Genomic DNA, 23,801 nt, shown 5'->3' on the forward strand with positions numbered 1-23,801 from the left:
GTGTTTTTTGCAGATCTTATATTTCGTGTAGAAATTTAGAAACAATCAAAGCATTATCTATAGAAAGTTCTTTGGGCAAACCGAAACTTAGAATGTTATTTTTAACTTCCAGTTCAAAATCTTCATCAGGAAAAGATTGTATAATTTCTTTTCTTTTTGAAGTTAAAAAAGTCATTGTTTTAAATTTATCGCTTCCTAAAACATAAAAGTCTTTAAAATCGCGGTCATTAAAGTTGATCGAAAAACGGTTGAAAATTCCTGCCACTTTATCTATTAATTTCTTTTTATGAACAGAAATATAACCATAATCTTCGGTTATATCTTTTAATCCCCAAAGCTGCAAAGTGTCATATTCAACAGGCATTTTACCGCCTTTCCATGTTTTTTGAATTTTACTGACTACAAAAAGATAAAAAGAATGTTTTTGGTCTTTATCAGTAATAAAATAACAGATCCTTGGGATGAATAGTGAAAAAGGGTTTTGAATATCTGAACTGAATTTACTGTATAATGAATCTTCAATATGAACTACTGAAATGTTATAAACCTCGAAAAGCTTATCGTAAATTTCAAAAATCAACTGTTCTTCTTCTTTGGAAAAGTCAAAAAGTTTATTACCATTCAGTTTTCTGAAATCAAGATCCATTGTATTAAATATTATTGGATTTAAATGTAATGCTAATATCTTAAATTTCCAAGAAGGCTTTATGAATGTAAAACCTATTTGGTTTATTGTGAATTTGGTAATTAATTATTATTTTGTTTGAATTATTTTTAATTTTAAAATGTGGTATAAATACTATTTTTACTAAAAGACTAGTTGTTGATGCTAAATAAAAAATCCCAGCTTTCGCCAGGATTGATTTTTAATTGATTTAAAGTTAAATATTAATTCTTTTTCATTACATCTTGTATTTTGGTAATCATATTTCCTGCGTTGGTGTTTTCAGGGTTTAATTCTAAAGATTTTTTATAGTTTTCTAAAGCTAAAGTATAGTTTTTAGTTGAAAAATATGCTTCACCCAAGCTATCAAAAGCGTTTGCTGATTGGGGATTTTCTTTGGCATTTAAAGCAAAAACTTTTACAGCCTCATTAATTCTCGAATTCCTTATTAAAATATAACCGATATTATTTAATGTACCTTCAAAATTCCATTTTGGATCTTTTGCTTTAATGGCGTAATAGTTTTTTTCAGCATTCGGATTGTTGAGCTTGGCAAACCCGGCGATAATTGATTCTTCTGCTAACAGATAATTATCAGTTAAATTTTTATCTACAATGGCTGCAACATGATTAATAATATGATATTGTTCGGGAAAAAAGTTATATCCGTTTGACATCATAATAATTGCCATATTATTTTGTGGGAAAAATCTGAAGGCACTCACATTTCCGCCAGAAAAACCATAGGATGGAATATTATTGGCTTTACTGATTTCCCAGCCATAGGCAAAAACATCTTTTTTATTTCCATATTCAAACGGTTGCCACATCATATCTTTCGTTTTCTGATGTAAGAAATCTGTTTTACTTAAATGGTTGCTCCATTTTAAAAAGGCAGGTAGAGTAATAGCTATTCCATTTCCCGGATATGCTTTTTTTCCTTCAACATCGGTGGACTTTACATATTTTTTAGTGTCCGAATTGTAATTATACTTTGTAATACGATTTGGGATTTTTTCAAGAGCATTGGATGAATAAACAACTTGATTTTTAGAATCAGAAAATTGATTATTGAGAATAAAATCTTCAAAAGACTGTCCGGTAATTTTTTCAATAATCATTGAAAGAAGCATATAATTCGTTTGATTATATCTGAATTCATTCCCTGTTTCAAAGTCCATTTTTTCTCTACTCAAACGTTCAATGGTTTTAGGACCTGAATATTCGGGCAAAATATCACTAAATGCAACAAAATCAGGCATTCCTGAAGAATGGGTCAAAAGGTTTTTTACTTTTACATTCTGCCACTCTTTTGGAAGATTGTCAACATATTTCGAAACATTATCTTCTAAAGAAAGTTTTCCCTGTTCAATCAGTTGAAAAACGCCCACATCGGTCATTAATTTTGAAGTAGAATATATTCTGAACATTGAACTTGGACTTACCTTTTTAGCATCTTCCAAATTTTCTGTACCGTAATATTGCTCAAAAATGACTTTACCATCTTTCATGACACCAATCGCTAAACCGGGAATTTGATTTGTTTTGATAGCTTCTTGTAAGTAATTATCAATTAATTTAAATTGATTGGTTTGCTGCGAAAAAGCAGTGGCAGAAATATTTATAGCTAAAGCGGTCAGGAGAATTTGTTTCATATATTTTTAAGAATGTTGATTCATATTTTATTTAAGACAATTGAAAAAAGTATACTATTACATTGTTTGTCAGGAGTTGTTGTAAAATGTTACAGATTCTGTCAATAAAAAAACCTCCGAAAAAATCGAAGGTTTTGTATTGTAAAGATATTCAGATAAGTTTAATATGACAATCAAAATCATTTATAACTTATCATTCATAGTCTATAATTAAATTTCGGTATTCAGATCCCAGTTTTCTAGGTAATCGTGAACGTGTTTCAACATCATTCCGCCCAGAGATCCGTCTACCACTCTGTGATCATAAGAGTGAGACATGAACATTAAGTTTCTGATCGCAATTACATCTCCGTCAGCTGTTTCAAGAACTGCAGGCTTTTTAACGATTGCTCCAATAGCTAGAATAGCCACCTGTGGCTGAGGAATGATCGGAGTTCCCATTAGGTTTCCGAAGCTTCCTACGTTAGAAATTGTATACGTTGCTCCTTGAGTATCTTCAGGTCTTAATTTTTTATTTCTTGCTCTGTAAGCCAAATCATTGATTGCTTTCGCCAATCCTGAAAGTGACAGTTGATCTGCATTTTTAATCACAGGAACAATAAGGTTTCCGTCCGGTAAAGCTGTTGCCATACCAATATTGATATTTTTCTTTTTAATGATGTTTTCACCATTTACAGAAACGTTGATCATTGGGAAATCCTGGATTGCTTTTACAACAGCTTTCACGAAAATAGGCATGAACGTTAGTTTTTCACCTTCACGTTTTTCGAAAACAGCTTTATTTTTGTTTCTCCATTTTACAACATTGGTAACATCTGTTTCAATGAAAGAAGTTACGTGCGGTGCGATTTGTTTAGCTTTCACCATGTTTTCAGCGATGATCTTTCTCATTCTGTCCATCGGAATGATTTCGTCACCTGCTGCAACAGGAATGGTAGAAGCCGGAGCAGAAGCTGCTGTCGGTTGTGGAGTAGAAGCTACCTGTACAGGAGCCGCTTGTGGAACAGGTTGATTTCCTCTGTTTTTAACGTAAGCTAAAATATCTTCTTTTGTAATTCTTCCTTCTAAACCGCTCCCTTTAATCGTTTTCAGTTCAGATTCGGAAATATTTTCTTGTTGTGCAATTGATTTTACAAGTGGAGAAAGATAAAGATCTCCTGAAAATTCTGTTGAAGCAGCCGTTTGAAGAGGCTGTTCAATTGTTTTTAAAGTTTCAGCATCCGGAGTTGCTGCCGGAGTTTCAGTTTTTACATCTTCTGCAGCAGTATTGCCGCTTTCTCCTTCAATTTCTAAAATAGCAATAGCTTCACCTACTTTTGCAACTTCGTCTTTCTGCTTCAAAATCTTTACGATTTTCCCTGAAACAGGTGTCGGAACGTCTGAATCTACTTTGTCTGTTGCAATTTCTACTACGGAATCATCTTCTTTTACGTGATCGCCTTCATTGAATAACCAAGTGATAATAGTAGCTTCCATAACACCTTCTCCCATGGAAGGAAGCAATAATTTGTACTCTGCCATTTTTAATTTTTAGATTTTGACAAATATATAAAAAAAATCGGTTTTTTTATGAAATGTATAATTTTATGAAAATTCGATGTAAATACTCTCTCCTACATTCATTCCGAATAAGCTTTTTGCACCGTTTTTTTTGCTCCCTTTATAGATGGTAAGCTCCAAAAGCTGACTGTCATTGAAGATTGCTGCGGACTGACCATGATATTCGGTTTCTCTTTCCCAATCCGAAACAACTTCCGTATGGCTAGAAAAAACTTTTGAAAGGGCTAAGTTTCTAAATTTAATAGTGAAGTTTTCGTATCCGTTTCCAACACTTTCAAAAAGATCTTTACTGATATTTGAAATGATATTTCCGAAATTATCAATATAGGTTACTTCTCCGATGATCATCTTTTCAGATTCGTTATATACAGGTTTCGGGAATAAAAGCTGCTTGGCGGTATCAATTTTCCGCCCGATAACTCCGGGAAGTCCTCCGTTCGCTAAATGTACGGCTGCCGGAACGAAAACATCTGTTGAAGTAAAATTAACGATATCATCAAACCTGTTATTTAGAGTGATTTCAAAAATTGCTTCCGGCTTAATATCGAAAAATATCAAACTTAAAAGGCCATTATCAGCCGCAATAAAGTAATGACCATCTGCTTTGTATAAAATATTTTTTCTTGATTTGTGCTGAAAGCTGTCGACAGAAATAATATGAATACTGCCTTTTGGAAAATGTTTATAAGCGTTTCTTACAATATATGAAGTCTGGATAAGGTTGAAAGCCTGAATATCGTGGGTGATATCAACAATATTAACCTTCTGATTCAGAGAAAGAATGCTGCCTTTTACAGCGGCAACTCTGTAATCCAAATTTCCGAAATCTGAAGTAAGGGTAATAATTGACATTGATTGTTTGTAGAATAATAGAATTGCAAATTTATCTAAAATAAAAAGAAAGCCCGAAATATTCTGGAAAAGAATTTGATAAAAATTTCAAAAAAAGCTTTACATTTAAAATCTAAAAATAAAAATACTGCATGTTTGAATTGACATATGATTTGGAAGATATTGACATGAAAATCTTCTATGGCGTTAATAACCAATTTTTCAATTTAATAAAATCAAGCTTTCCTACCCTTAAAATCACAGGAAGAGATCATTTTATCTTTGCGATGGGGAATCAGGAAGCGTTGGATATATTTAAACAGAAACTTGATGATATTGTAAAATTTATTTCCAAGAATAACTCTATTGAACTTAAAGACGTTGAAAACATTCTCAATTTAAAAGATGAGAACGAAAAACAGCTTGTATTTGATCAGGATATTATTGTAAAAGGGGTAAATGGTAAAGTGATTAAAGCTAAAACCACCAATCTTAAAAAATTAGTAAAGGAAACTGAGAAAAAGGATATGGTTTTTGCGATCGGACCTGCGGGAACGGGTAAAACATACACAAGCGTTGCTTTGGCAGCGAAGGCTTTGAAAGATAAGCAGGTTAAAAGAATTGTTTTAACGAGACCTGCCGTAGAAGCGGGAGAGAGTTTGGGATTTTTGCCGGGTGATCTGAAGGAAAAATTAGATCCATATTTACAGCCTTTGTATGATGCTCTCCGCGATATGATTCCTCATGAAAAATTAGAGGGTTTTATTGAAAAAAAAGTAATTGAAGTCGCTCCATTAGCTTTTATGAGAGGAAGAACTCTGGATGATGCTTTTGTAATTCTGGATGAAGCTCAAAATACAACACATTCTCAAATGAAAATGTTTTTGACGAGAATGGGGATGAATGCTAAATTTATTATTACAGGAGATCCCACCCAAATAGATTTACCTCCAAAACAACAATCAGGATTGAAGGAAGCCATGAGAATTCTTCAAGGTGTAAAAGAGATCGGTTTTGTACATTTAACCGAAGAAGATGTTGTAAGACATCCTGTGGTTAAGAAAATTATTTTAGCATATAACGAAGAAGAAAAGAGACAGAGAGATTAATTTTCTATAAAATTTTGAAAACCCTTGATAAATCCGCAAAAAGTGATATATTTGCTCGCTAATTTTTTAGAAAAAACAAATATATCATGAAAAAACTTTTACTTATTGCAGCAGTTGCTGTCATGGGAAGTAGTGCTTACGCACAGGAATTCAGATTCGGACCAAAAGCTGGATTTGCAATGTCAACTTTAAAAATTGATGAAAATCAAGATTCTGCGGGAAAAAGAAATATGGATCCCAAATATACTTTCTACATTGGAGGTATGGCAGAATATAAAATCAATGATAATTTCGGGTTTCAGGCTGAAGTTTTATATTCTCCATTGGGAGCTAAAGAAAAAATTGATGGAATAAATGCCGGAATTATGTTCGTAGGTGAGCAGACTAAGGTTAATTTAGGAACATTATTGGTGCCGGTTTCTGCAAAATATTTTATCTCAGAAAATTTCTCGGTAGCTGCAGGTGCTAACTTTGGAATTATCCTTTCTGCTAAGCAAAAAACTGTGATCGGTTCCGATTTTGCTGATATATCAGTTGATGGAGATTCTGGTGAAGTAGATATTAAAGATGATATCAAAAAATTAAACATTGCTCCATTTGTAGGAGTAGAATATATGTTTGAGAACGGATTCTTCATTGATGGAAGATATAGTTTGGGAGTATCCAACCTTTCTAATGATGGAAGCGGAGGGAAAGTAACCAATAGTTTTGCTCAAATTGGAGTAGGTTTCAAATTCGGAGGAAACTAGTGTTTTTCCTTCAAAATTATATAAAGCAGGACATTTTTGTCCTGCTTTTTTCATAAACGGCATTCAGTTTGCTATACCTGCTTTTATAACAACATTTTAAATTTTAAACAATGAAAAGATTATTATTACTAGGTGCTTTTGCACTGTTTGGTGGTATGGCGCATGCGCAGGAAGGTTTTAGGTTAGGTGGTCATATTGGAGCTCCACTTGGTGATGCTGCAGACGCTGCAAGTGTTACTATAGGCGTAGATGCTGCTTATATGTGGAATATTACCAAAGGATTGGATATTGGAGCTACTACGGGATATTCTCATTTTTTTGGAAAAGATCATGTAGATGACTTTGGTTTCATTCCTATTGCGGCATCAGGAAAATATCGATTTGCTAAAATTCCGCTTTTTGTTGGATTGGATTTAGGAGCAGCTATTTCTACTAAAAATTATATCAATAGCGGTTTATATGTGGCACCAAGAGTAGGATATCAGATGAAAAATACAGAACTGTATTTAGGATTCCAAAATATCAGCAGCAGATATAAAGATCATGGACCTTATTGGCATGACGACAGATTTAATTTTGGAGCGATTAATTTTGGTGTAAATTTCTTTCTAAAATAAAACCGAGAAAATATATATAGAAACTTCGTCTTTTGACGGAGTTTTTTGCTTTATGTTATAAACATATTTAAGTATATAGATTATTTTTTAAAAAGATCTTAAAATATATCAATTAATCAGTAAAATCATATTGATCCATTGATTTCACAATTTAAAATAGTATGAAAAATAATCTTTTTTGTTTTTAATTAATAAATTGTAGCTTTCTTATTCAAAATATTGTGAAAAAATTAAGAACCTCTATTTAGTTAGCTTTATTTCGGGAAAACACCAAATTTTAACAGTGATATTAATCATGTTAACAAATTTTAATATTAGAATAGACCACTATAAATTTGCAGTCAGAAAGTATTAAAATTATTAAAATGAAAAAATTATTATTAGCAAGTGCTATTGCACTTTTCGGTCTATCTAATGCACAGATCGCTCAAGGAACTACATATTTGTCAGGAACTTTAAACTTTGCTGCAAGCGAAGATAACAATACTAATGTTAAAACAAGTGATTTAAAATTAGTACCTACAGTAGGATATTTCGTTGGAACAAACTTAGCTGTTGGGGTTGGAGTAGGTTATGCTTCAAATGTTAGAAAAAATGAGGGTGCTACGCCAGAAACTAAATCTACAGTTTCAGCTGTTGTAGTAGAGCCTTTCGTAAGAAAATACTGGACTTTAGGTGATAAATTCTATTTCTTTGGTCAACTTTCTGTACCAATGGCTTTTGGTACTGATAAAAACGAAGTTTCAGGATTTGGTTCTACTAAAGAAAACTTCAATTCTTTTGGAGTGTCTGTTAAACCAGGTTTAGATTATTTCTTAAACAAAAACTGGACTCTTGAAGCTACTATTGGAGATTTTGGATACAGTAATTTCAAGTACAAAAACGCTAAAAGTGTAGATAACTATAATTTCGGTCTTGATTTAGCATCAGTTGGAATCGGAGTTAAATATGTTTTCGCTAAATAATTTAAGCCAAAAGCATTAAAAAATAAAAGTCCTAAGTTTTCTTAGGGCTTTTTCTCATTATAAACTTATAACATGAAAAAACTCATATTAGCGGGCGCTATTACGTTTTTTGGGCTTTCTAATGCCCAGATTAAAACAGGATCAGTATATGTTTCAGGACAGGTAAATTATTCTAAAGAAGAGAATAAACATACTAATACTACAATCCAAGACTTCAAAATAATACCTACAGTAGGAGTATTTGTAGCTAAAAACTTAGCTGTTGGAACAGGCTTAGGGTTTACTAACAAAAAGGAAGAAAATAACGAAATTTATAGCGGCGGCTCCTTTGCTACTATTGTTGACTATACGGGAAAGAAAAATGCTGTTGTAGTAGCTCCTTTCATAAGAAAATACTGGACTTTATCAGATAATTTATATATTTTTGGCCAGCTTGAAATTCCAATGGAATTTGGAAAAATGAGTCAGGATGCACTAGTAACTTATATGGATGGAATGTATGGATACACAGATTATCAAACATTCTCTATTGAAAAAAAATATACTTCAATCGGAGTGAATGTAAAACCAGGCTTAGATTATTTTTTTAATAAAAACTGGTCTATTGAAGCAACGATAGGAGAGTTTGGATACAAAAACTTCAAGTATAAAGAGGAAGGTGCTAAAGCTCTTAACAATTATAATTTTGGTTTAAACTTATCTTCAATCTCTTTTGGAGTGAAATATATTTTTGCAAAATAATAAAGAATAATAAACTATATTTTTTAAATTAAATACTATGAAAAAATTATTACTTGCGTGTGCAGTTGCACTTTTTGGTTTGTCAAATGCTCAGATGACTAAAGGAGACTGGGTAATCAGCGGAGCTACAGGATTGGGTTTTAATAATGTAACAACCACTATTAAAGCAGATGGAAATTCAGTAGACGGTCCAAAAGTCAACACTTTCTCAATTACTCCTTCTGCAGGATATTTTGTAATCGATAAATTAGCGGTAGGTGTTGACTTAGGTTTTGTAAGTGCTACAACAAAATATGACGGAACAAAAACAACTATGACTAGTTTTTCGGCTATGCCTACTGCAACTTATTACTTTGCAAATGATAGCAAACTTGTTCCTTTCTTAGGAGCTGGAATTGGTTATGCTTCTGTAAAAAACAAAGGAGAGATGGATATTTTAGGCGTTTCTACTGCTGATGAAACCACAACAGATGGTCTTGCATGGAAAGTGAAAGGAGGGGTGACTTATATGGCTACTCAGTCTTTAGGGATCAACCTGGGAGTTTCTTATGATCAGTTTTCAAATAAACAAACTTACAGCAATGTAGATGTAAAAACAAATACCAAAACTTTTGGTGTAAATGTAGGTTTCTCTTATTTCATCAAAGCTAAAGCTCAAAAAGGAGATAAATAATCAAACTTTTTTAGTTGAAGAAACAAAAAATCCGGCTCAATGTTGAGTCGGATTTTATATTTATTAGATGTTCTTAAGTTTTACTTTCCAAACATTCCACCCATTCCAGGCATATTTGGCATTTTGCTCATCATCTGCATCATTTGCTTTCCTTGAGGTCCCTGCATCATCTTCATCATTTTACCCATTTGATCGAATTGTTTCATCAACTGATTTACGTCTTCGATTTTTCTTCCTGCACCTTTTGCAATTCTGTTTTTTCTCTGAGTATTGATGATAGAAGGTTTTCTTCTTTCTTCAGGAGTCATCGAGTAGATGATTGCTTCGATATGTTTGAAAGCATCGTCACTGATTTCAACATCCTTAATTGCTTTTCCAACTCCTGGAATCATTCCCATCAAATCTTTCATGTTACCCATTTTCTTGATCTGATTGATCTGTTTTAAGAAATCATCAAAACCAAACTCGTTTTTAGCGATTTTCTTGTGGAGTTTTTTTGCTTCTTCTTCATCAAATTGTTCCTGAGCTCTTTCTACTAAGGAAACAACGTCTCCCATTCCCAGGATTCTGTCTGCCATCCTTTCCGGATAGAAAAGGTCTAAAGCTTCCATTTTCTCTCCTGTAGAGATGAATTTGATTGGTTTTTCAACTACCGAACGAATCGTTAAAGCGGCTCCACCACGGGTATCACCATCCAACTTCGTCAAAACAACCCCGTCAAAATTCAAAGCGTCATTGAATGCTTTTGCTGTATTTACAGCATCCTGACCCGTCATTGAGTCAACAACGAATAATGTCTCGTTTGGTTTTATAGTGGAATGAACTGTTTTGATTTCATTCATCATCTGCTCGTCAATTGCCAAACGCCCTGCTGTATCCACAATTACGATATCGTGGCCATTGGATTTCGCAAAATTAATGGCATTCTGAGAGATGCTTGAAGGATCCATAGAGCCTTCTTCTGTGAAAACAGGAACTCCGATTTGTCCTCCTAAAACTTTTAGCTGGTCAATCGCAGCCGGACGGTACACGTCACAAGCAACCAAAAGAGGTTTTTTATTTCTTTTTGTCTTTAAATAATTAGCTAATTTTCCCGAGAAAGTTGTCTTACCGGAACCCTGAAGACCTGCGATCAAAATTACGGATGGTTTTCCGGAAAGGTTGATCCCCTCCTGAGAACCTCCCATAAGATCTACCAATTCGTCATGAACGATCTTTGTCATCAATTGTCCCGGAGTAAGCGAAGTAAGAACATCTTGTCCTAAAGCTTTATCCTGAACTCTTTTTGTAAGATCTTTTGCAACTTTATAATTAACATCGGCATCTACCAATGCTCTACGAATTTCTTTTACGGTCTCCGCAACATTGATTTCCGTGATTTTTCCACGTCCTGAAATATTATGAAGCGCTTTGTCTAATTTATCCTGTAAACTATTAAACATATTGATTGTAAATTATAAGTGTGCAAAAATAAGGAATTTTTTAGTATATCAACCTGTATAACACGTAATATTATAGTAGGATATAAAATATTTTAGATGTTAAACATGTAATGATGAGATGATAAAAATCAAATCATGAAAAAATACAATAGAAAAAGTCTATTTTTGCGATAAACTAAAATTAGCCTAACTCATGTTAGGTGAAAATAATTTTTTATAATGAAAGCTAATCCAAATATTCTGGTTGCAGTATTATTCTTTTTAACGTTTCTCATCCATTTCTTTTTATGGAAATTTGTTTTTCATCTGGATGAAATTGTTATTGTGAAATTTTATTTATTCTTGAGCGTGATGTTCATGATGATGATTACATTGATTATTTTAATCAATAAAGTAGTACCTGAATTTTTAGGGTTGTCTGTTATTGGTTTGATTCTTTTAAAATTTGTTTTAATGTATTTAATTAGAAAGAAATTGAACTTTGAGACTATTCCGGGGTATAAATTTCATTTTATCATCCCCTATTTTGTCCTGACAACACTGCTTACCTACTACGCGATTAAGCTGATTAATCATGACAAAAAACAGGAAAATTAATTATTGAAACTAAAAAAAATATCATATTTTTGCACAACGAAAAAAACCTATCAATGTTTAAGAAATTCGCAGTTTTATTCTACAGTATTTTTGTATTAAACTTAGTGTCTGCACAGCACGGTGAAGCCACTGCTGAAGCAGGGTCTGCTACTACAGAGCTTTCAGAGAAAGACAAAGTAAGTAAAGAAAACAAAGAGTACATCGATCATCACTTGTTAGATGCACACGACTTTACATTGATGGTGGATAAAGATGGTCATCATATTGGTTTTCCACTTCCAGTTATTTTTTATGATAACGGATTCCACTCTTTTATGAGTAATAGTAAAGAAGGATTCATGCACGGAGAGGTGACTGAAGTTGATGGTTCTTATTATAAATTACACCATGAGAAAATTTTCAAAACTGATGCTTCTGGAACGTTGACACTTGGTGAAGATGGTTTTCCTACTAATGAGAGGCCTTTAGATCTTTCAATTACTAAGAGTGTACTTATTATCTTATTAACATCGATCTTTATGTTGCTGTTGTTCGCTGGGATTGCTAAATCATATAAAAAATCTGTTGTTCCTACAGGTGCTGCAAGATTTTTGGAGCCATTAATTATATTCGTAAGAGATGAAGTCGCTATTCCAAATATTGGACATAAATATAAAAGATTTATGGGTTACCTTTTAACCGTATTTTTCTTTATTTTATTCTTAAACGTGTTAGGATTAATGCCTTTCGGAATTAATGTTACAGGTAATATTACAATGACATTCTTCTTGGCTATCCTTACTTACTTGATTACAACATTCTCAGCTAATAAAGATTATTGGAAGCATATCTTCTGGATGCCTGGAGTTCCGGTTCCAATGAAGTTAATTATGTTGCCAATCGAATTGTTAGGAACAATTACTAAGCCTTTTGCATTGATGATTCGTCTTTTTGCGAACATGACTGCAGGTCACATCGTAGTAATGAGTTTGATCGGATTGATTTATGTATTTAAGAATTTTATTGCTGGTGTTGCGTTCCCATTCTTAACATTAGTAATATACTTATTGGAAGTATTAGTTGCTTTCTTACAAGCATATATCTTTACAATGTTATCGGCTTTATTCATTGGAATGGCAGTACAAGAGCACGAGCATGAACATCATGCAGCTCACTAATTAAAATTAAATATTAGAAACAAATTTTTTAAAATTATATATTATGGAAATCCCTAAAATTGTAGGTGCTGGTATCGTAGTACTAGGTGTAGGTATCGGTCTTGGTAAAATCGGAGCTGCTGCTCTTGAAGCTATCGCTAGACAACCTGAACAATCTGGAAAAATCCAAACAGCTATGCTTATCGCAGCTGCACTTGTTGAAGGTGTTGCGTTTGCTGCTCTATTCGCAGTAAACTAATCAAAACAAAAACCACTATCCGTAACGGTTGGTTACAGATAGTGGTTATTTAAGAAAAAAAGTAATAATTATTTATACATTTATATAATGGAATTAATTCATCAGTTTTCGTCGGGATTATTTATCATCCAGTCTGTTATTTTTCTAGCATTATTATTTTTGTTAGGTAAATTCGCTTGGAAACCTATCTTAAAATCTATCAATGATAGAGAGACTTCTATTGTTGACGCTCTTAATCAAGCTAAATTAGCTAGAAAAGAGATGGAAACTTTAAAAGAGGATAACGAAAGAATCATTCGTGAAGCTAAAATCGAAAGAGATGCGATCCTTAAAGAAGCTAGAGATATTAAAGATAGAATCGTAGCAGAAGCTAAAGATGCTGCTAAAGCTGAAGGAGATAAACTAATTGAATCTGCTAAACAGACTATCAATGCTGAGAAAAATGCTGCTATGGCAGATATTAAAACTCAAATTGGTACCATCTCTGTAAATATTGCAGAATCTATCCTTAAGCAAAAATTAGACAACAACGAAGCTCAGAATGAGTTGGTTCAAAATTATTTAAACAAATCAAATCTTAACTAAGAATGCTTACATCTAAAGTAGCTAAAAGATACGCACAGGGTTTGCTTGATTTTACAAACGAGACAAACCAGACAGCTGCTGTATTTTCAGAAATGAAAGATGTAGTAAAAGTAATGGCAGAGTCTAAAGATTTGAATAAATTCTTCCTTACTCCTTACATCGATTCTAAAAAGAAAATTGAAGTAGCATCAGAAATCTTTAAAGGTTTATCACAATCTTCTCAAAACCTGATTAAACTGGTTATTAAGCAAGGCCGTGAATCCCAATTAAAAAATATTGCTCAGGAGTTCATCAACAAAGTTGAAGATATCAACGGAGTACAGAGACTTACTCTTACTACGGCTACAGAAATTTCCAATGCTAATATTGAAGAAATCCTAAAATCAAGTAACCTTGTAAACACAAGTGCCAACTTCGATTTAAAAAGAATTATCAAGCCTGAAATTTTAGGTGGATATATTCTAAGAGTAGGAGATCAACAGATCGATGCATCAGTGAAGACTAAACTTAACCAAGTTAAAAAAGATTTTCAATTAAACTAACAACACAAAGATGAAAAAAGTTTTATTTGGTTTTGCATTGATAATAGCATCTTTAAGTTTTGGACAAAAAATTAAGATTAAAAAAGATATAGTATCAGTAGACGGAAAAGAATATGTGAAAGTTTCTAAAGACCCGGTAGCTGATGATTGTTACAACATCATGTCTTTAGACGGTAAAGATTTATTTTATTTAAAGTTCAATACTTATAAAGATCCTAAAGAGGTTGATTATAAGTATAATAAAATGGGTATTGTTAGTTACTTTGAAGTAATGTCTGCGGATCTTAATACGGTATATTTTGAAACTGATCTTACGCATTGTTTGATGGGATGTGAAAATACCGATAATTTTGTAAAGATGATTTATGGTGGTAGAGTTATAAAAGAAGACGGCTCTATAGATATGAACAGACTTGAGATTTTATCTAAAAAAGCAGGATTCGAGTACTCTAAAAAGAGAGACGAGATGGCAAACACTTCAAACGGAACTAATACGGTTATCATTCAAGAGTCAAAACCAAGAAACGGTTTCAATATCAGCGTAGGAAGATAAAAATTATTTAAAAAAAGAAAAACAACCATACAATGGCAGAAATAAATCCGGCAGAAGTATCTGCGATCTTAAAACAGCAATTGGCCAACTTCGATACTCAATCTAATGTTGAGGAAGTAGGTACAGTTTTAACCATCGGTGATGGTATCGCTCGTGTATACGGGTTAGAAAACGTACAATATGGAGAGTTGGTGAAATTTTCTAGTGATGTAGAAGGTATTGTACTAAACCTTGAAGAAGACAACGTAGGTGTTGCTCTACTAGGTGAAAGTAAATTAGTAAAAGAAGGAGATACAGTAACAAGAACAAACAGAATTTCTTCTATCAAAGTAGGAGAAGGGATGTTAGGAAGAGTAGTGGATACTCTTGGTAACCCTATCGATGGTAAAGGTCCTATTACTGGGGAATTATACGAAATGCCATTGGAAAGAAAAGCTCCTGGAGTTATCTACAGACAACCGGTAACTGAACCTTTACAGTCTGGTATCGTTGCTATTGATGCGATGATTCCTGTAGGAAGAGGTCAAAGAGAGCTTATCATTGGTGACAGACAGACTGGTAAAACCACTGTTGCGATCGATACCATCATCAACCAAAGAGAATTCTTTGACGCTGGTAAGCCTGTATATTGTATATATGTTGCGATCGGTCAGAAAGCTTCTACTGTAGCACAAATCGTTAAAACTCTTTCTGATAAAGGAGCTTTAGCATATACGGTAATCGTTGCAGCTAATGCATCAGATCCGGTTCCAATGCAGGTATATTCTGCAATGGCAGGTGCATCTATTGGTGAATTCTTCAGAGACACTGGTAGACCAGCTTTGATCGTTTATGATGATTTATCTAAACAAGCGGTTGCTTACCGTGAGCTTTCTCTACTATTGAGAAGACCGCCGGGACGTGAGGCTTATCCTGGAGACGTTTTCTATCTTCACTCAAGATTATTGGAAAGAGCTGCTAAAGTTATCGCTGATGATACAATTGCTAGCCAGATGAATGATTTACCTGAGTCTTTAAGACCAATCGTAAAAGGTGGTGGTTCATTAACTGCACTTCCAATCATTGAAACTCAGGCGGGTGACGTTTCTGCATATATCCCAACCAACGTAATCTCTATTACAGATGGACAGATCTTCTTGGAGTCTGATCTATTCAACTCAGGGGTTCGTCCAGCGATCAACGTAGGGATCTCTGTATCTAGAGTAGGAGGTAATGCTCAGATCAAATCAATGAAAAAAGTTTCTGGTACACTTAAGTTAGACCAGGCTCAATATAAAGAATTAGAAGCGTTTGCTAAATTCGGTTCAGACCTTGATGCTTCTACTTTAGCGGTAATTTCTAAAGGAGAAAGAAACGTAGAGATCCTTAAGCAGCCGGTAAATGCACCACTTCCTGTAGATAGTCAGGTAGCGATCGTATACGCTGGAACTGAAAACTTAATGAGAAACGTTCCATTGAACAAAATTAAAGAATTCCAACACGAGTATATCGAATTCCTAAGATCTAAGCACCCTGATACAATGGCTGCTATCAAAGCTGGAAAAATCGATAACGATATTACAGGAGTTCTTAAGCAGGCGGCTAATGATTTAGCTTCTAAATATAACTAAAAATTAGTTGATGGTTTTTGGTTGATAGTTGACAGAATTTTCTAAAACTAGCAACCAACAACCGACAACCAACAACTAACCCAAATATGGCAAACTTAAAAGAAATACGAGGTAGAATCAGTTCAATTTCATCTACGATGCAAATTACACGTGCAATGAAAATGGTTTCGGCAGCGAAGCTAAAGAAAGCGCAGGATGCTATCGTAATGTTGAGACCCTATTCTGAAAAACTTCAGGAGATCATCCAGAATGTAAATTCAAGTTCAGATCCTGATCAGGTTTCTATTTATGCTCAAAAAAGAGAGGTAAAAAGAGTTCTTTTCATTGCAGTAACTTCTAACAGAGGTTTGGCAGGTGCTTTTAACTCATCCATCGTAAAAGAGCTTAATAACCAATTTCAGAAAAATTCTCAGTATGAAATTGAGGTTCTTACCATTGGTAAAAAAGCTTTTGATGCGGTAAGAAGAAACAGAACCGTATTTTCTAACGAAAGTGCAGTATTTGACAATCTTACATTCGACAGAGTTGCTAACGTTACTGAAGGAGTGATGAAAAGCTTCAGAGATGGTAAGTTTGATGAAGTTTATTTGATTTACAATAAATTTGTAAATGCTGCAACACAAGAAGTAACTGCAGAACAGCTTCTTCCTATCTCAATGCCTGAAACAGAAAAATCAGAAGTGGAAACTGATTATATCTTTGAACCTAATAAAAATGAGATTTTAGATAATTTAATTCCAAAATCAATTAAAACTCAGGTGTTCAAAGCGGTTTTGGATTCTGTAGCCTCTGAGCACGGAGCGAGAATGACAGCAATGCATAAAGCAACAGATAATGCACAATCATTGAAAAATGATCTTGTTATTTTCTACAATAAGGCGAGACAAGCTGCTATTACAAACGAAATCCTTGAGATCGTTTCAGGAGCTGAAGCTTTAAAGAATTAATCAATGAAATAGAATTTATAATTTCTATAATACAGGAAGCATCGAATTTATTCGATGCTTTTTTTGTTTTCGGGAATCCACGACTGCAAAAATGGGTTTTTCACGATTGTTATTTTTTCACTTATAACGTAAATTTGCTGAATTAAAAACTGAAAAACTAACTTACCTATGAAAACAAAATTATACTTTTCGTTTTTATTGCTATTATTTTTCTGCTTAGGTTTCGCCCAGGAATCAGTAAATGCTTCTGGAGGGAGTATTACAAATGCTAGCAATACAGTTTCATATTCGATAGGTCAGCCTTTTTATCATCAGATAAATGGCGGAGGCATAATACTCATTGAAGGAGTTCAACAGCCTTATGAAATCATCACTTTGGGAACAAGCGAATATCCAGGTATAGAATTGGGCATGAAAGTTTATCCTAATCCAACTTCTTCCTTACTTTTTCTTAAAATAGAGGGAATGGATCTAAGGAATCTAAATTTCCAACTGTTTGATTCTTCAGGAAGAAATATTTTTCAAGATAAAATAAAACAGGTTGAAACCTCTATTGACCTTACTTCAAAGCCTTCTGGAGTTTATATTTTGAATGTACTTGATACTAAAAGAAGTATTAAAGTTTTTAAAATCATTAAAAACTAATTATCCATCCGTTAGAATACAATTTACAAGTCTTTCATTTCGAGATAAGGAGAAATCTATATCAATAGATTCTTCATTTCACATCGTTATTTCAGAATTATAAATTCACAAGTATTATAAAAAACGGAAAATCATTAAAAACTAATGCAAAAATAACAATCATGAAAAAGATCTCTCACTTAATGAAATCAGCCATATTGGTTTATTTCTTTTTATTATTTCAAAATTTTGAAGCACAATCACCTGAAAAAATGAGTTATCAGGCGGTAGTAAGAAACGCAAGCAATGCTTTAATAACTAATCAGGCTATTGGAGTAAGAATTAGTATTTTAAAAACGTCTCCGGCAGGTACAGAAATATATAAGGAAACTTTCTCTCCCAATCCACTTACCAGTTCTAGTGGTCTCTTAAGTTTAGAAATAGGTTCAGGAACACCTGTTACAGGTACTTTTTCTTCTATAGACTGGGCTTCAGGTCCTTATTTTGCTAAAATAGAAATTGACCCTGCAGGTGGAACCAATTATACCCTTATATCCAATTCTCAACTTTTAAGTGTTCCTTATGCGTTATTTGCTAAATCTACGTCAGGAATAAGTGGTACAGCCAATACACTATCAAAATTTACTTCTGCCAATGCCCTTGGTAATTCACAATTAACAGACGATGGAACAAGTGTTGGGGTGAATACGGGTACATTAAGTCCTAATATAAAATTTCAGGTGACAGCCGGATCAATTGGCAATACCATTAGAGGAACTTTAGTGGGGACTCCTTCTACTTCTATTGCTACTGCAGGTTCTGTATATGGAGAATCTACAACAGGAATTGGTGTGATCGGAGTGAGTGGATCTCAGAATGGAGTATATGGTTTGTCTACGGGAACTTTAGGAGGAACAGTTGGGGTAAGTACAGGAACAGGAAACGGAATCTGGGGGGTTGCCACAGGCGCAGGAGTCGCAGGCTTTTTTGACGGAGGAGCAACAGGGCGTGGAATTATCGTTTCCAATGGAGCTTCCGGAATCGGAACAAGTACTCCTACCGCAAGATTAGAAGTGAAACAGCCTGCAACACCTGTTACAGGGCTGGATGATAATGCAGCTATTGTGGCGTATTCTTACACCGCTGCGGCAGCATTAAAAGGAGGTATTAATGGTTCATACAACACATCCAACTATGGAACAGGGGTGCATGGTGTAGGGTATCAGGGAGTGAATTTAAGTGATGCCAATACTAATTTCAGTACAGGAAATCAGGATATCGGGGTTTATGGTTCTGCAAATACTGCCGGAATTGAAGGGGCTTCCATTAATGGAATCGGAGTTGTAGGGTATAATAAAAATTCATCTTTTGCTGCAACTACGGGTGGTGGTAATACATATGGTGTCTATGGATATGCTAATACAATTGGTGGGGCAACAGTACCAGCAACGCGTTACGGAGTCTATGGATATGCTACAGGAGCAACGACCAATTACGCAGGGTATTTCTCTGGAAATGTACAAATTACAGGATCTATTTCAAAAGGTAGTGGAACCTTTAAAATCGATCACCCTGTAGACCCTGAAAATAAATATCTATACCATAGTTTTGTTGAAAGTCCGGATATGATGAATATCTATAACGGAAATATTACCACGGATGACAATGGATATGCTACTGTAAAATTACCAGGGTATTTTGATGCCTTAAACAAAGACTTCCGTTACCAACTGACTGTTATCGGAACTTTTGCCAGTGCTATTGTTTCTCAGGAAATAAAAGATAATGCTTTTATGATAAGAACAGATAAACCTTCAGTAAAAGTAAGCTGGCAGGTAACAGGAATTAGAAAAGATAATTATGCCAATGCCCATCGGGTAATTCCTGAAGTTGATAAAGAGCCTGAAATGAGAGGAAAATATCTTCATCCTGTAGAAATGGGTAAATCTCCTCGTCTAGGAATTGATGAATATACCCGCCCTAAAGATGCATCTGAAATTAAAAAAGATAAAGATGTAAAAACAAATGAAAATAAAGAAAAAACAGCTTCAACACAGCAAAATAAAGAAGAAATAGCAGGGGCAACCCTTAAAAATCAAACAATAGAAAAATAACATAATTTCTTCATATTTAAAAAAGGATCGGCTATTCAAAATTTTATAGCCGGTCCTTTTATCAATTTAGAGTATTTCAGTTTCACAAAATAAAAATGAACGAATTATATAATTGGATTTCAGTGAGTAAGAAAATCATTTTAACCACTGTTTTTAAGGTTTATAGGAAAGACAGGGTTTTTAATAATATTATTTTGTATATCTTTGTATAATAAATTTATATTAATTTCTAAATGGATTCGGACATAGTCAGGCTTTTGTTGGCCTTATTACTTGTTTTACTTAATGGCTTTTTCGTAGCCGCAGAATTTTCAATTGTTAAAGTTCGTTATTCACAAATACAGCTAAAAGCCGCAGAAGGTAACTCTATGGCAAAGCAGGCAGAGCATATTATCAAGCATCTTGATGAGTATTTGTCTGCAACACAATTAGGAATCACATTGGCTTCCCTGGCTTTAGGTTGGGTAGGAGAAAGTGCATTACACCATATTGTAGAAAATATTTTTCATTCTTTTAATATCAATCTTAGTCAGTCATCCATTACTTCGGTTTCATTGATTATTAGTTTTGTATTGATTACCATTATGCATATTGTTTTTGGTGAGCTTATTCCTAAATCAATTGCCATCAGAAAATCTGAAGCTACTACAATGGCAACGGCTGTTCCTTTGAGAGTTTTTTATACGATTTTCAAACCGTTTATCTGGTTGATGAACTCCATGTCTAATGGTTTCTTAAGACTGATTAAAATTCATCCGGCTTCTGAGCAGGAAATCCATTCTACAGAAGAATTGCAGCTTTTGGTAAAACAAAGTGCAGACAGCGGTGAAATTGAGGAGGAAAACTATGAGATCATTAAAAATGCGTTCGATTTTACAGATCATTCTGCAAAACAGATCATGGTTCCGAGGCAGAATATTACGTCTATTGATTTTGAAGAAGATATCAATGAGATTATCAACAAAATTATGGATAGCGGATATTCCCGTATTCCGGTTTATGAGGATTCGATAGATAATGTTATTGGTATTTTATATACTAAAGAAATCATCAGGGAATTTGTAAAAAGAAAGGGAGAACTTAATCATGAAGATCTAAAGGAACTGATGCGTGATGCTTTCTTTGTGGTTGGAAGTAAAAAGATTTCGGATCTACTGAAAATTTTTCAACAGAAAAAGCAGCATTTGGCTATTGTAATTGATGAGTTTGGTGGAACCGAAGGAATTATTACGCTTGAAGATATTTTGGAAGAGCTCGTAGGTGAAATTCAGGATGAAGAGGATGATGAAGATAAGGTTGTTGATAAAATAGGAGAGAATATTTACTGGGTTAAGGCTACTCAGCCATTGGATGAAATCAACGAGTTTATACCTAAAAAATTACCTCTTTCAGAAGAAAGCGAATACAATACGTTGGCTGGATTTATTCTTCATGCATTAGAAGATATTCCGGAAGAAAATCAGGAATTTGACCTGGATTATTATCATTTCAAAATTCTGAAAATGAATAATAAGAGTGTGGAGCTTGTAGAATTGGTCTATGAACAACCCAATAACATCAATGAACTGGCAGATAAAATAGGTGAAGTTTAAAATTTATAAGTATGTTTTTTCATAACCATATAGAAGATTACGAAAATCCGAAGCGGCAGTACGAAGAAGAAGTTCTCGTATTGGATGATACGGATGAAGTATACAAACTTGTTTTACATAATGATGATGTACATACTTTTGATTATGTGATAGATTCACTGATCGAAATATGCAAACACACGTTGGAACAAGCTGAACAATGTACAATATTAGTTCATTTCAAGGGCAAATGTACGGTAAAAACAGGCTCAATGGATCTTTTGAAGCCTATGCATGAAAAATTACTTTCAAGAGAATTAACAAGCGAAATTGTGTAAGGATTTTTAATCTTTAATCGGTATAAAAACAAAATAGTTCAGAATTTCTGAACTATTTTATTTTTAATATTCATTTTCCGGTACTTTTTCAAACCAAGGTTTTGAGAAAATATTCCTATCCATCAGAGATTGTAATCTCTTACTTTGAATTTCCCCGGATTTTGAGTAAGGAAAAAGTTTTTGATTTTTAATTAAAAGCTTTTTGGGAGGTAAATTTCTACTTTGTCCACCTCCAGAAATTGAATTCATTGCTTGTTCTTCATTAGTTATCTTGTTTGATTTTCGGTCATTAGATAAAACCAACTCAATCTTATTTTGATTTTTTAGAGTATCTTTAATTTCATTTGTTGTTAAATGAATGTATTTTCCTTTTTCTACCCTCCATGTTCCAATATTCCAACTTGATGCAAGATCAAACCTCCATGAATATTCAAAAGTTTTATCTGAATTTAAAGTTAAAACTTCTCCAAATTCATTTTTATATTTTCCAAAAATTTTCTTTTGGGCATTAATTACTGTAAAATTGAATAGTAATATAACTAATACGGAGAATTTTTTCATTTTTACCAGTTCTTATCAATCATATAAATAAGCTGTGTCATTACCGTTGCACCAAGAAGCAGCTCTCTTCTGTTGACTTTTTCAAAAGTATCTTCTTCGGTATGATGAATGTCAAAATACCTTTGAGAATCCGGGACAAGTTCTGCGGCAGGGACTCCCATGTCCTTAAGAGGATAAATATCTGTTCCTGAATATTTATTTTCAAAATCATAGGCTCCGTAAGGCAGAAACAGGGTTTTCCAGCTTTGGATCAGCTTTCTTTTTGTTTCATCCATTTCCAGGGCAATCCCTCTCGGAGTAAATCCTCCAGCATCCGATTCTATGGCAAACAGATGTTTTTCATTGTTTTCTTTGGCTGCTTTTCCATATTGTATTCCTCCCTTTACGCCATTCTCTTCATTAGCGAAACAAACCACCCGTATCGTATGATTATTTGGAATTCCCAGCTTTTTGAATGTTCTCAACACTTCAATACTCTGAACGATTCCGGTTCCGTCATCATGGGCGCCTTCTCCGACGTCCCAGGAATCAAGGTGTCCGCCGACAACGATGACACTTTTGTCTTTTTTACCGGTAATTTCTCCAATAACGGAGTGGGAGAGCTTTTCGCCTTTCATTCCGCAGTTAGAGTTTAGTTTTGCGGTAACCTTTTGAGATTTTAAAAGATTTTCAAGTTCATCAGCTGTAGTATTTCCAATGGCAACTGCAGGAATTTTTTTATCGTCCTGATAACGCATTGCTCCGGTATGCGGAACATTATCAAAAGCCGAAGAAAGTGATCTGATAATGGCAAATTTTCCACCTTTTTTCGCGGTTAATGAAGCCGCTGTTGTTCTGTATTTTGATGCGTCACTATATCCTTTGAACGTTTCGATATAAGACTGACTAAATGGATAGTTGAAGAAAACAATTTTATCTTTTACCTTTTCCGGGGATAATTTTTCATACTCATCCATAGATTTTACCATGATAATTTCTCCGGATATGTCTTTTCCGCCCGTTCCTTCAGAATTTCCTAAAGAAAGCATTTTTAAGCTTTTCCATTTGCCTGCATCGGTTTTGATCTGCAAAGATTCTTTTCCTCTTTCCCAAACAGGAATCATAACTTCCTGTAACCAAACCTTATCAGCTCCTGAGTCTCTGAGTTGTTGCGCTGCCCATTGAACAGCCTTTTCATAAGCGGCAGAACCACTCAGACGGTGTCCTATATTTTTGGTTAAATTTCTAAGCTCGTTATAAGCTTTTCCGTTATTTAAAATTTCGGTTGAAATCTTGCTGAATTGTATTGAGTCTTCTTTGCTTTGTGCAATTAAGCATAAGTTTAGCAAGAGAGCAGTTGTTGTTATAATTTTTTTCAT

The 23,801-nt window shown here is 33.9% G+C and carries 25 protein-coding genes; 18 read left to right on the forward strand and 7 right to left on the reverse strand.

Annotated elements, in window-relative coordinates:
- Nucleotides 1-16: 16 nt before the first annotated feature.
- The 4 genes from P0Y62_03340 to P0Y62_03355 form a co-directional block, all read right to left on the reverse strand.
- Nucleotides 17-646 (reverse strand): hypothetical protein, encoded by a 630-nt coding sequence (locus tag P0Y62_03340; GenBank protein WEK70591.1) that lies wholly within the window; start codon nt 644-646, stop codon nt 17-19.
- Between the two features lie 242 nt (nt 647-888).
- Entirely contained in the window at nt 889-2,319 is a 1,431-nt protein-coding gene (locus P0Y62_03345; protein ID WEK70592.1) for a beta-lactamase family protein, read from the reverse strand.
- 210 nt (nt 2,320-2,529) lie between these two features.
- Complete coding sequence (locus P0Y62_03350; protein ID WEK70593.1) at nt 2,530-3,840, reverse strand: dihydrolipoamide acetyltransferase family protein; 1,311 nt, start codon at nt 3,838-3,840, stop codon at nt 2,530-2,532.
- 63 nt (nt 3,841-3,903) lie between these two features.
- Nucleotides 3,904-4,731, reverse strand: a complete 828-nt coding sequence (locus tag P0Y62_03355; GenBank protein WEK70594.1) for an SAM-dependent chlorinase/fluorinase — start codon at nt 4,729-4,731, stop codon at nt 3,904-3,906.
- A 131-nt stretch (nt 4,732-4,862) separates the two neighbouring features.
- On the opposite strand from P0Y62_03355, the gene P0Y62_03360 reads away from it, so the two are divergent.
- The 6 genes from P0Y62_03360 (at nt 4,863) to P0Y62_03385 (ending at nt 9,564) form a co-directional block, all read left to right on the forward strand.
- On the forward strand, nt 4,863-5,819 hold the full coding sequence (locus tag P0Y62_03360; GenBank protein WEK70595.1) for a PhoH family protein: 957 nt from the start codon (nt 4,863-4,865) through the stop codon (nt 5,817-5,819).
- A gap of 86 nt (nt 5,820-5,905) precedes the next feature.
- Nucleotides 5,906-6,568, forward strand: a complete 663-nt coding sequence (locus P0Y62_03365) for a porin family protein (GenBank protein WEK70596.1) — start codon at nt 5,906-5,908, stop codon at nt 6,566-6,568.
- 110 nt (nt 6,569-6,678) lie between these two features.
- Nucleotides 6,679-7,185 (forward strand): hypothetical protein, encoded by a 507-nt coding sequence (locus P0Y62_03370; protein ID WEK70597.1) that lies wholly within the window; start codon nt 6,679-6,681, stop codon nt 7,183-7,185.
- A 365-nt stretch (nt 7,186-7,550) separates the two neighbouring features.
- Nucleotides 7,551-8,150 (forward strand): outer membrane beta-barrel protein, encoded by a 600-nt coding sequence (locus P0Y62_03375; protein ID WEK70598.1) that lies wholly within the window; start codon nt 7,551-7,553, stop codon nt 8,148-8,150.
- A 72-nt stretch (nt 8,151-8,222) separates the two neighbouring features.
- Nucleotides 8,223-8,891 (forward strand): outer membrane beta-barrel protein, encoded by a 669-nt coding sequence (locus P0Y62_03380; GenBank protein ID WEK70599.1) that lies wholly within the window; start codon nt 8,223-8,225, stop codon nt 8,889-8,891.
- A 37-nt stretch (nt 8,892-8,928) separates the two neighbouring features.
- The gene (locus tag P0Y62_03385; GenBank protein ID WEK70600.1) at nt 8,929-9,564 is read left to right on the forward strand and encodes an outer membrane beta-barrel protein; all 636 of its coding nucleotides are present in this window, start codon (nt 8,929-8,931) and stop codon (nt 9,562-9,564) included.
- An 80-nt stretch (nt 9,565-9,644) separates the two neighbouring features.
- Here P0Y62_03385 and ffh read toward each other — a convergent pair whose 3' ends face one another.
- On the reverse strand, nt 9,645-11,006 hold the full coding sequence (gene ffh, locus P0Y62_03390) for a signal recognition particle protein (GenBank protein WEK70601.1): 1,362 nt from the start codon (nt 11,004-11,006) through the stop codon (nt 9,645-9,647).
- Nucleotides 11,007-11,225: 219 nt separating this feature from the next.
- Here ffh and P0Y62_03395 point away from each other — a divergent pair, with 219 nt between their 5' ends.
- The 12 genes from P0Y62_03395 to P0Y62_03450 all read left to right on the forward strand — a co-directional run bounded on the left by P0Y62_03395 (nt 11,226) and on the right by P0Y62_03450 (nt 21,882).
- On the forward strand, nt 11,226-11,603 hold the full coding sequence (locus tag P0Y62_03395) for a hypothetical protein (protein ID WEK70602.1): 378 nt from the start codon (nt 11,226-11,228) through the stop codon (nt 11,601-11,603).
- Nucleotides 11,604-11,656: 53 nt separating this feature from the next.
- A complete protein-coding gene (gene atpB, locus P0Y62_03400) occupies nt 11,657-12,760 on the forward strand; it encodes a F0F1 ATP synthase subunit A (GenBank protein WEK70603.1) in 1,104 nt (367 codons plus the stop codon).
- A 43-nt stretch (nt 12,761-12,803) separates the two neighbouring features.
- Nucleotides 12,804-12,998 carry an ATP synthase F0 subunit C gene (gene atpE / locus P0Y62_03405; protein ID WEK70604.1) on the forward strand — a complete coding sequence of 65 codons (195 nt, stop codon included), beginning with the start codon at nt 12,804-12,806 and terminating at the stop codon, nt 12,996-12,998.
- 87 nt (nt 12,999-13,085) lie between these two features.
- Complete coding sequence (locus tag P0Y62_03410) at nt 13,086-13,583, forward strand: F0F1 ATP synthase subunit B (protein WEK70605.1); 498 nt, start codon at nt 13,086-13,088, stop codon at nt 13,581-13,583.
- 2 nt (nt 13,584-13,585) lie between these two features.
- Nucleotides 13,586-14,125, forward strand: coding sequence for an ATP synthase F1 subunit delta (gene atpH / locus P0Y62_03415; protein WEK70606.1), 540 nt, complete (start codon nt 13,586-13,588; stop codon nt 14,123-14,125).
- Between the two features lie 10 nt (nt 14,126-14,135).
- Entirely contained in the window at nt 14,136-14,678 is a 543-nt protein-coding gene (locus P0Y62_03420; GenBank protein ID WEK70607.1) for a hypothetical protein, read from the forward strand.
- Nucleotides 14,679-14,710: 32 nt separating this feature from the next.
- Nucleotides 14,711-16,288, forward strand: coding sequence for a F0F1 ATP synthase subunit alpha (gene atpA, locus P0Y62_03425; GenBank protein WEK70608.1), 1,578 nt, complete (start codon nt 14,711-14,713; stop codon nt 16,286-16,288).
- A gap of 86 nt (nt 16,289-16,374) precedes the next feature.
- Nucleotides 16,375-17,235, forward strand: coding sequence for an ATP synthase F1 subunit gamma (gene atpG, locus P0Y62_03430; GenBank protein ID WEK70609.1), 861 nt, complete (start codon nt 16,375-16,377; stop codon nt 17,233-17,235).
- A gap of 168 nt (nt 17,236-17,403) precedes the next feature.
- Nucleotides 17,404-17,880 (forward strand): T9SS type A sorting domain-containing protein, encoded by a 477-nt coding sequence (locus P0Y62_03435; protein ID WEK70610.1) that lies wholly within the window; start codon nt 17,404-17,406, stop codon nt 17,878-17,880.
- 161 nt (nt 17,881-18,041) lie between these two features.
- Nucleotides 18,042-19,973, forward strand: a complete 1,932-nt coding sequence (locus tag P0Y62_03440) for a hypothetical protein (protein WEK70611.1) — start codon at nt 18,042-18,044, stop codon at nt 19,971-19,973.
- Between the two features lie 233 nt (nt 19,974-20,206).
- On the forward strand, nt 20,207-21,565 hold the full coding sequence (locus tag P0Y62_03445; GenBank protein WEK70612.1) for a hemolysin family protein: 1,359 nt from the start codon (nt 20,207-20,209) through the stop codon (nt 21,563-21,565).
- Between the two features lie 11 nt (nt 21,566-21,576).
- A complete protein-coding gene (locus P0Y62_03450; protein WEK70613.1) occupies nt 21,577-21,882 on the forward strand; it encodes an ATP-dependent Clp protease adaptor ClpS in 306 nt (101 codons plus the stop codon).
- Nucleotides 21,883-21,945: 63 nt separating this feature from the next.
- Here the strand turns inward: P0Y62_03450 and P0Y62_03455 are convergent, their stop codons facing one another.
- Both P0Y62_03455 and P0Y62_03460 read right to left on the reverse strand, forming a co-directional pair.
- Entirely contained in the window at nt 21,946-22,443 is a 498-nt protein-coding gene (locus P0Y62_03455; GenBank protein ID WEK70614.1) for a hypothetical protein, read from the reverse strand.
- Nucleotides 22,444-22,445: 2 nt separating this feature from the next.
- Nucleotides 22,446-23,801, reverse strand: a complete 1,356-nt coding sequence (locus P0Y62_03460; GenBank protein WEK70615.1) for a M20/M25/M40 family metallo-hydrolase — start codon at nt 23,799-23,801, stop codon at nt 22,446-22,448.

This window comes from Candidatus Chryseobacterium colombiense (assembly GCA_029203185.1).
In the GTDB taxonomy this organism is placed as follows: Bacteria; Bacteroidota; Bacteroidia; order Flavobacteriales; family Weeksellaceae; genus Chryseobacterium; species Chryseobacterium colombiense.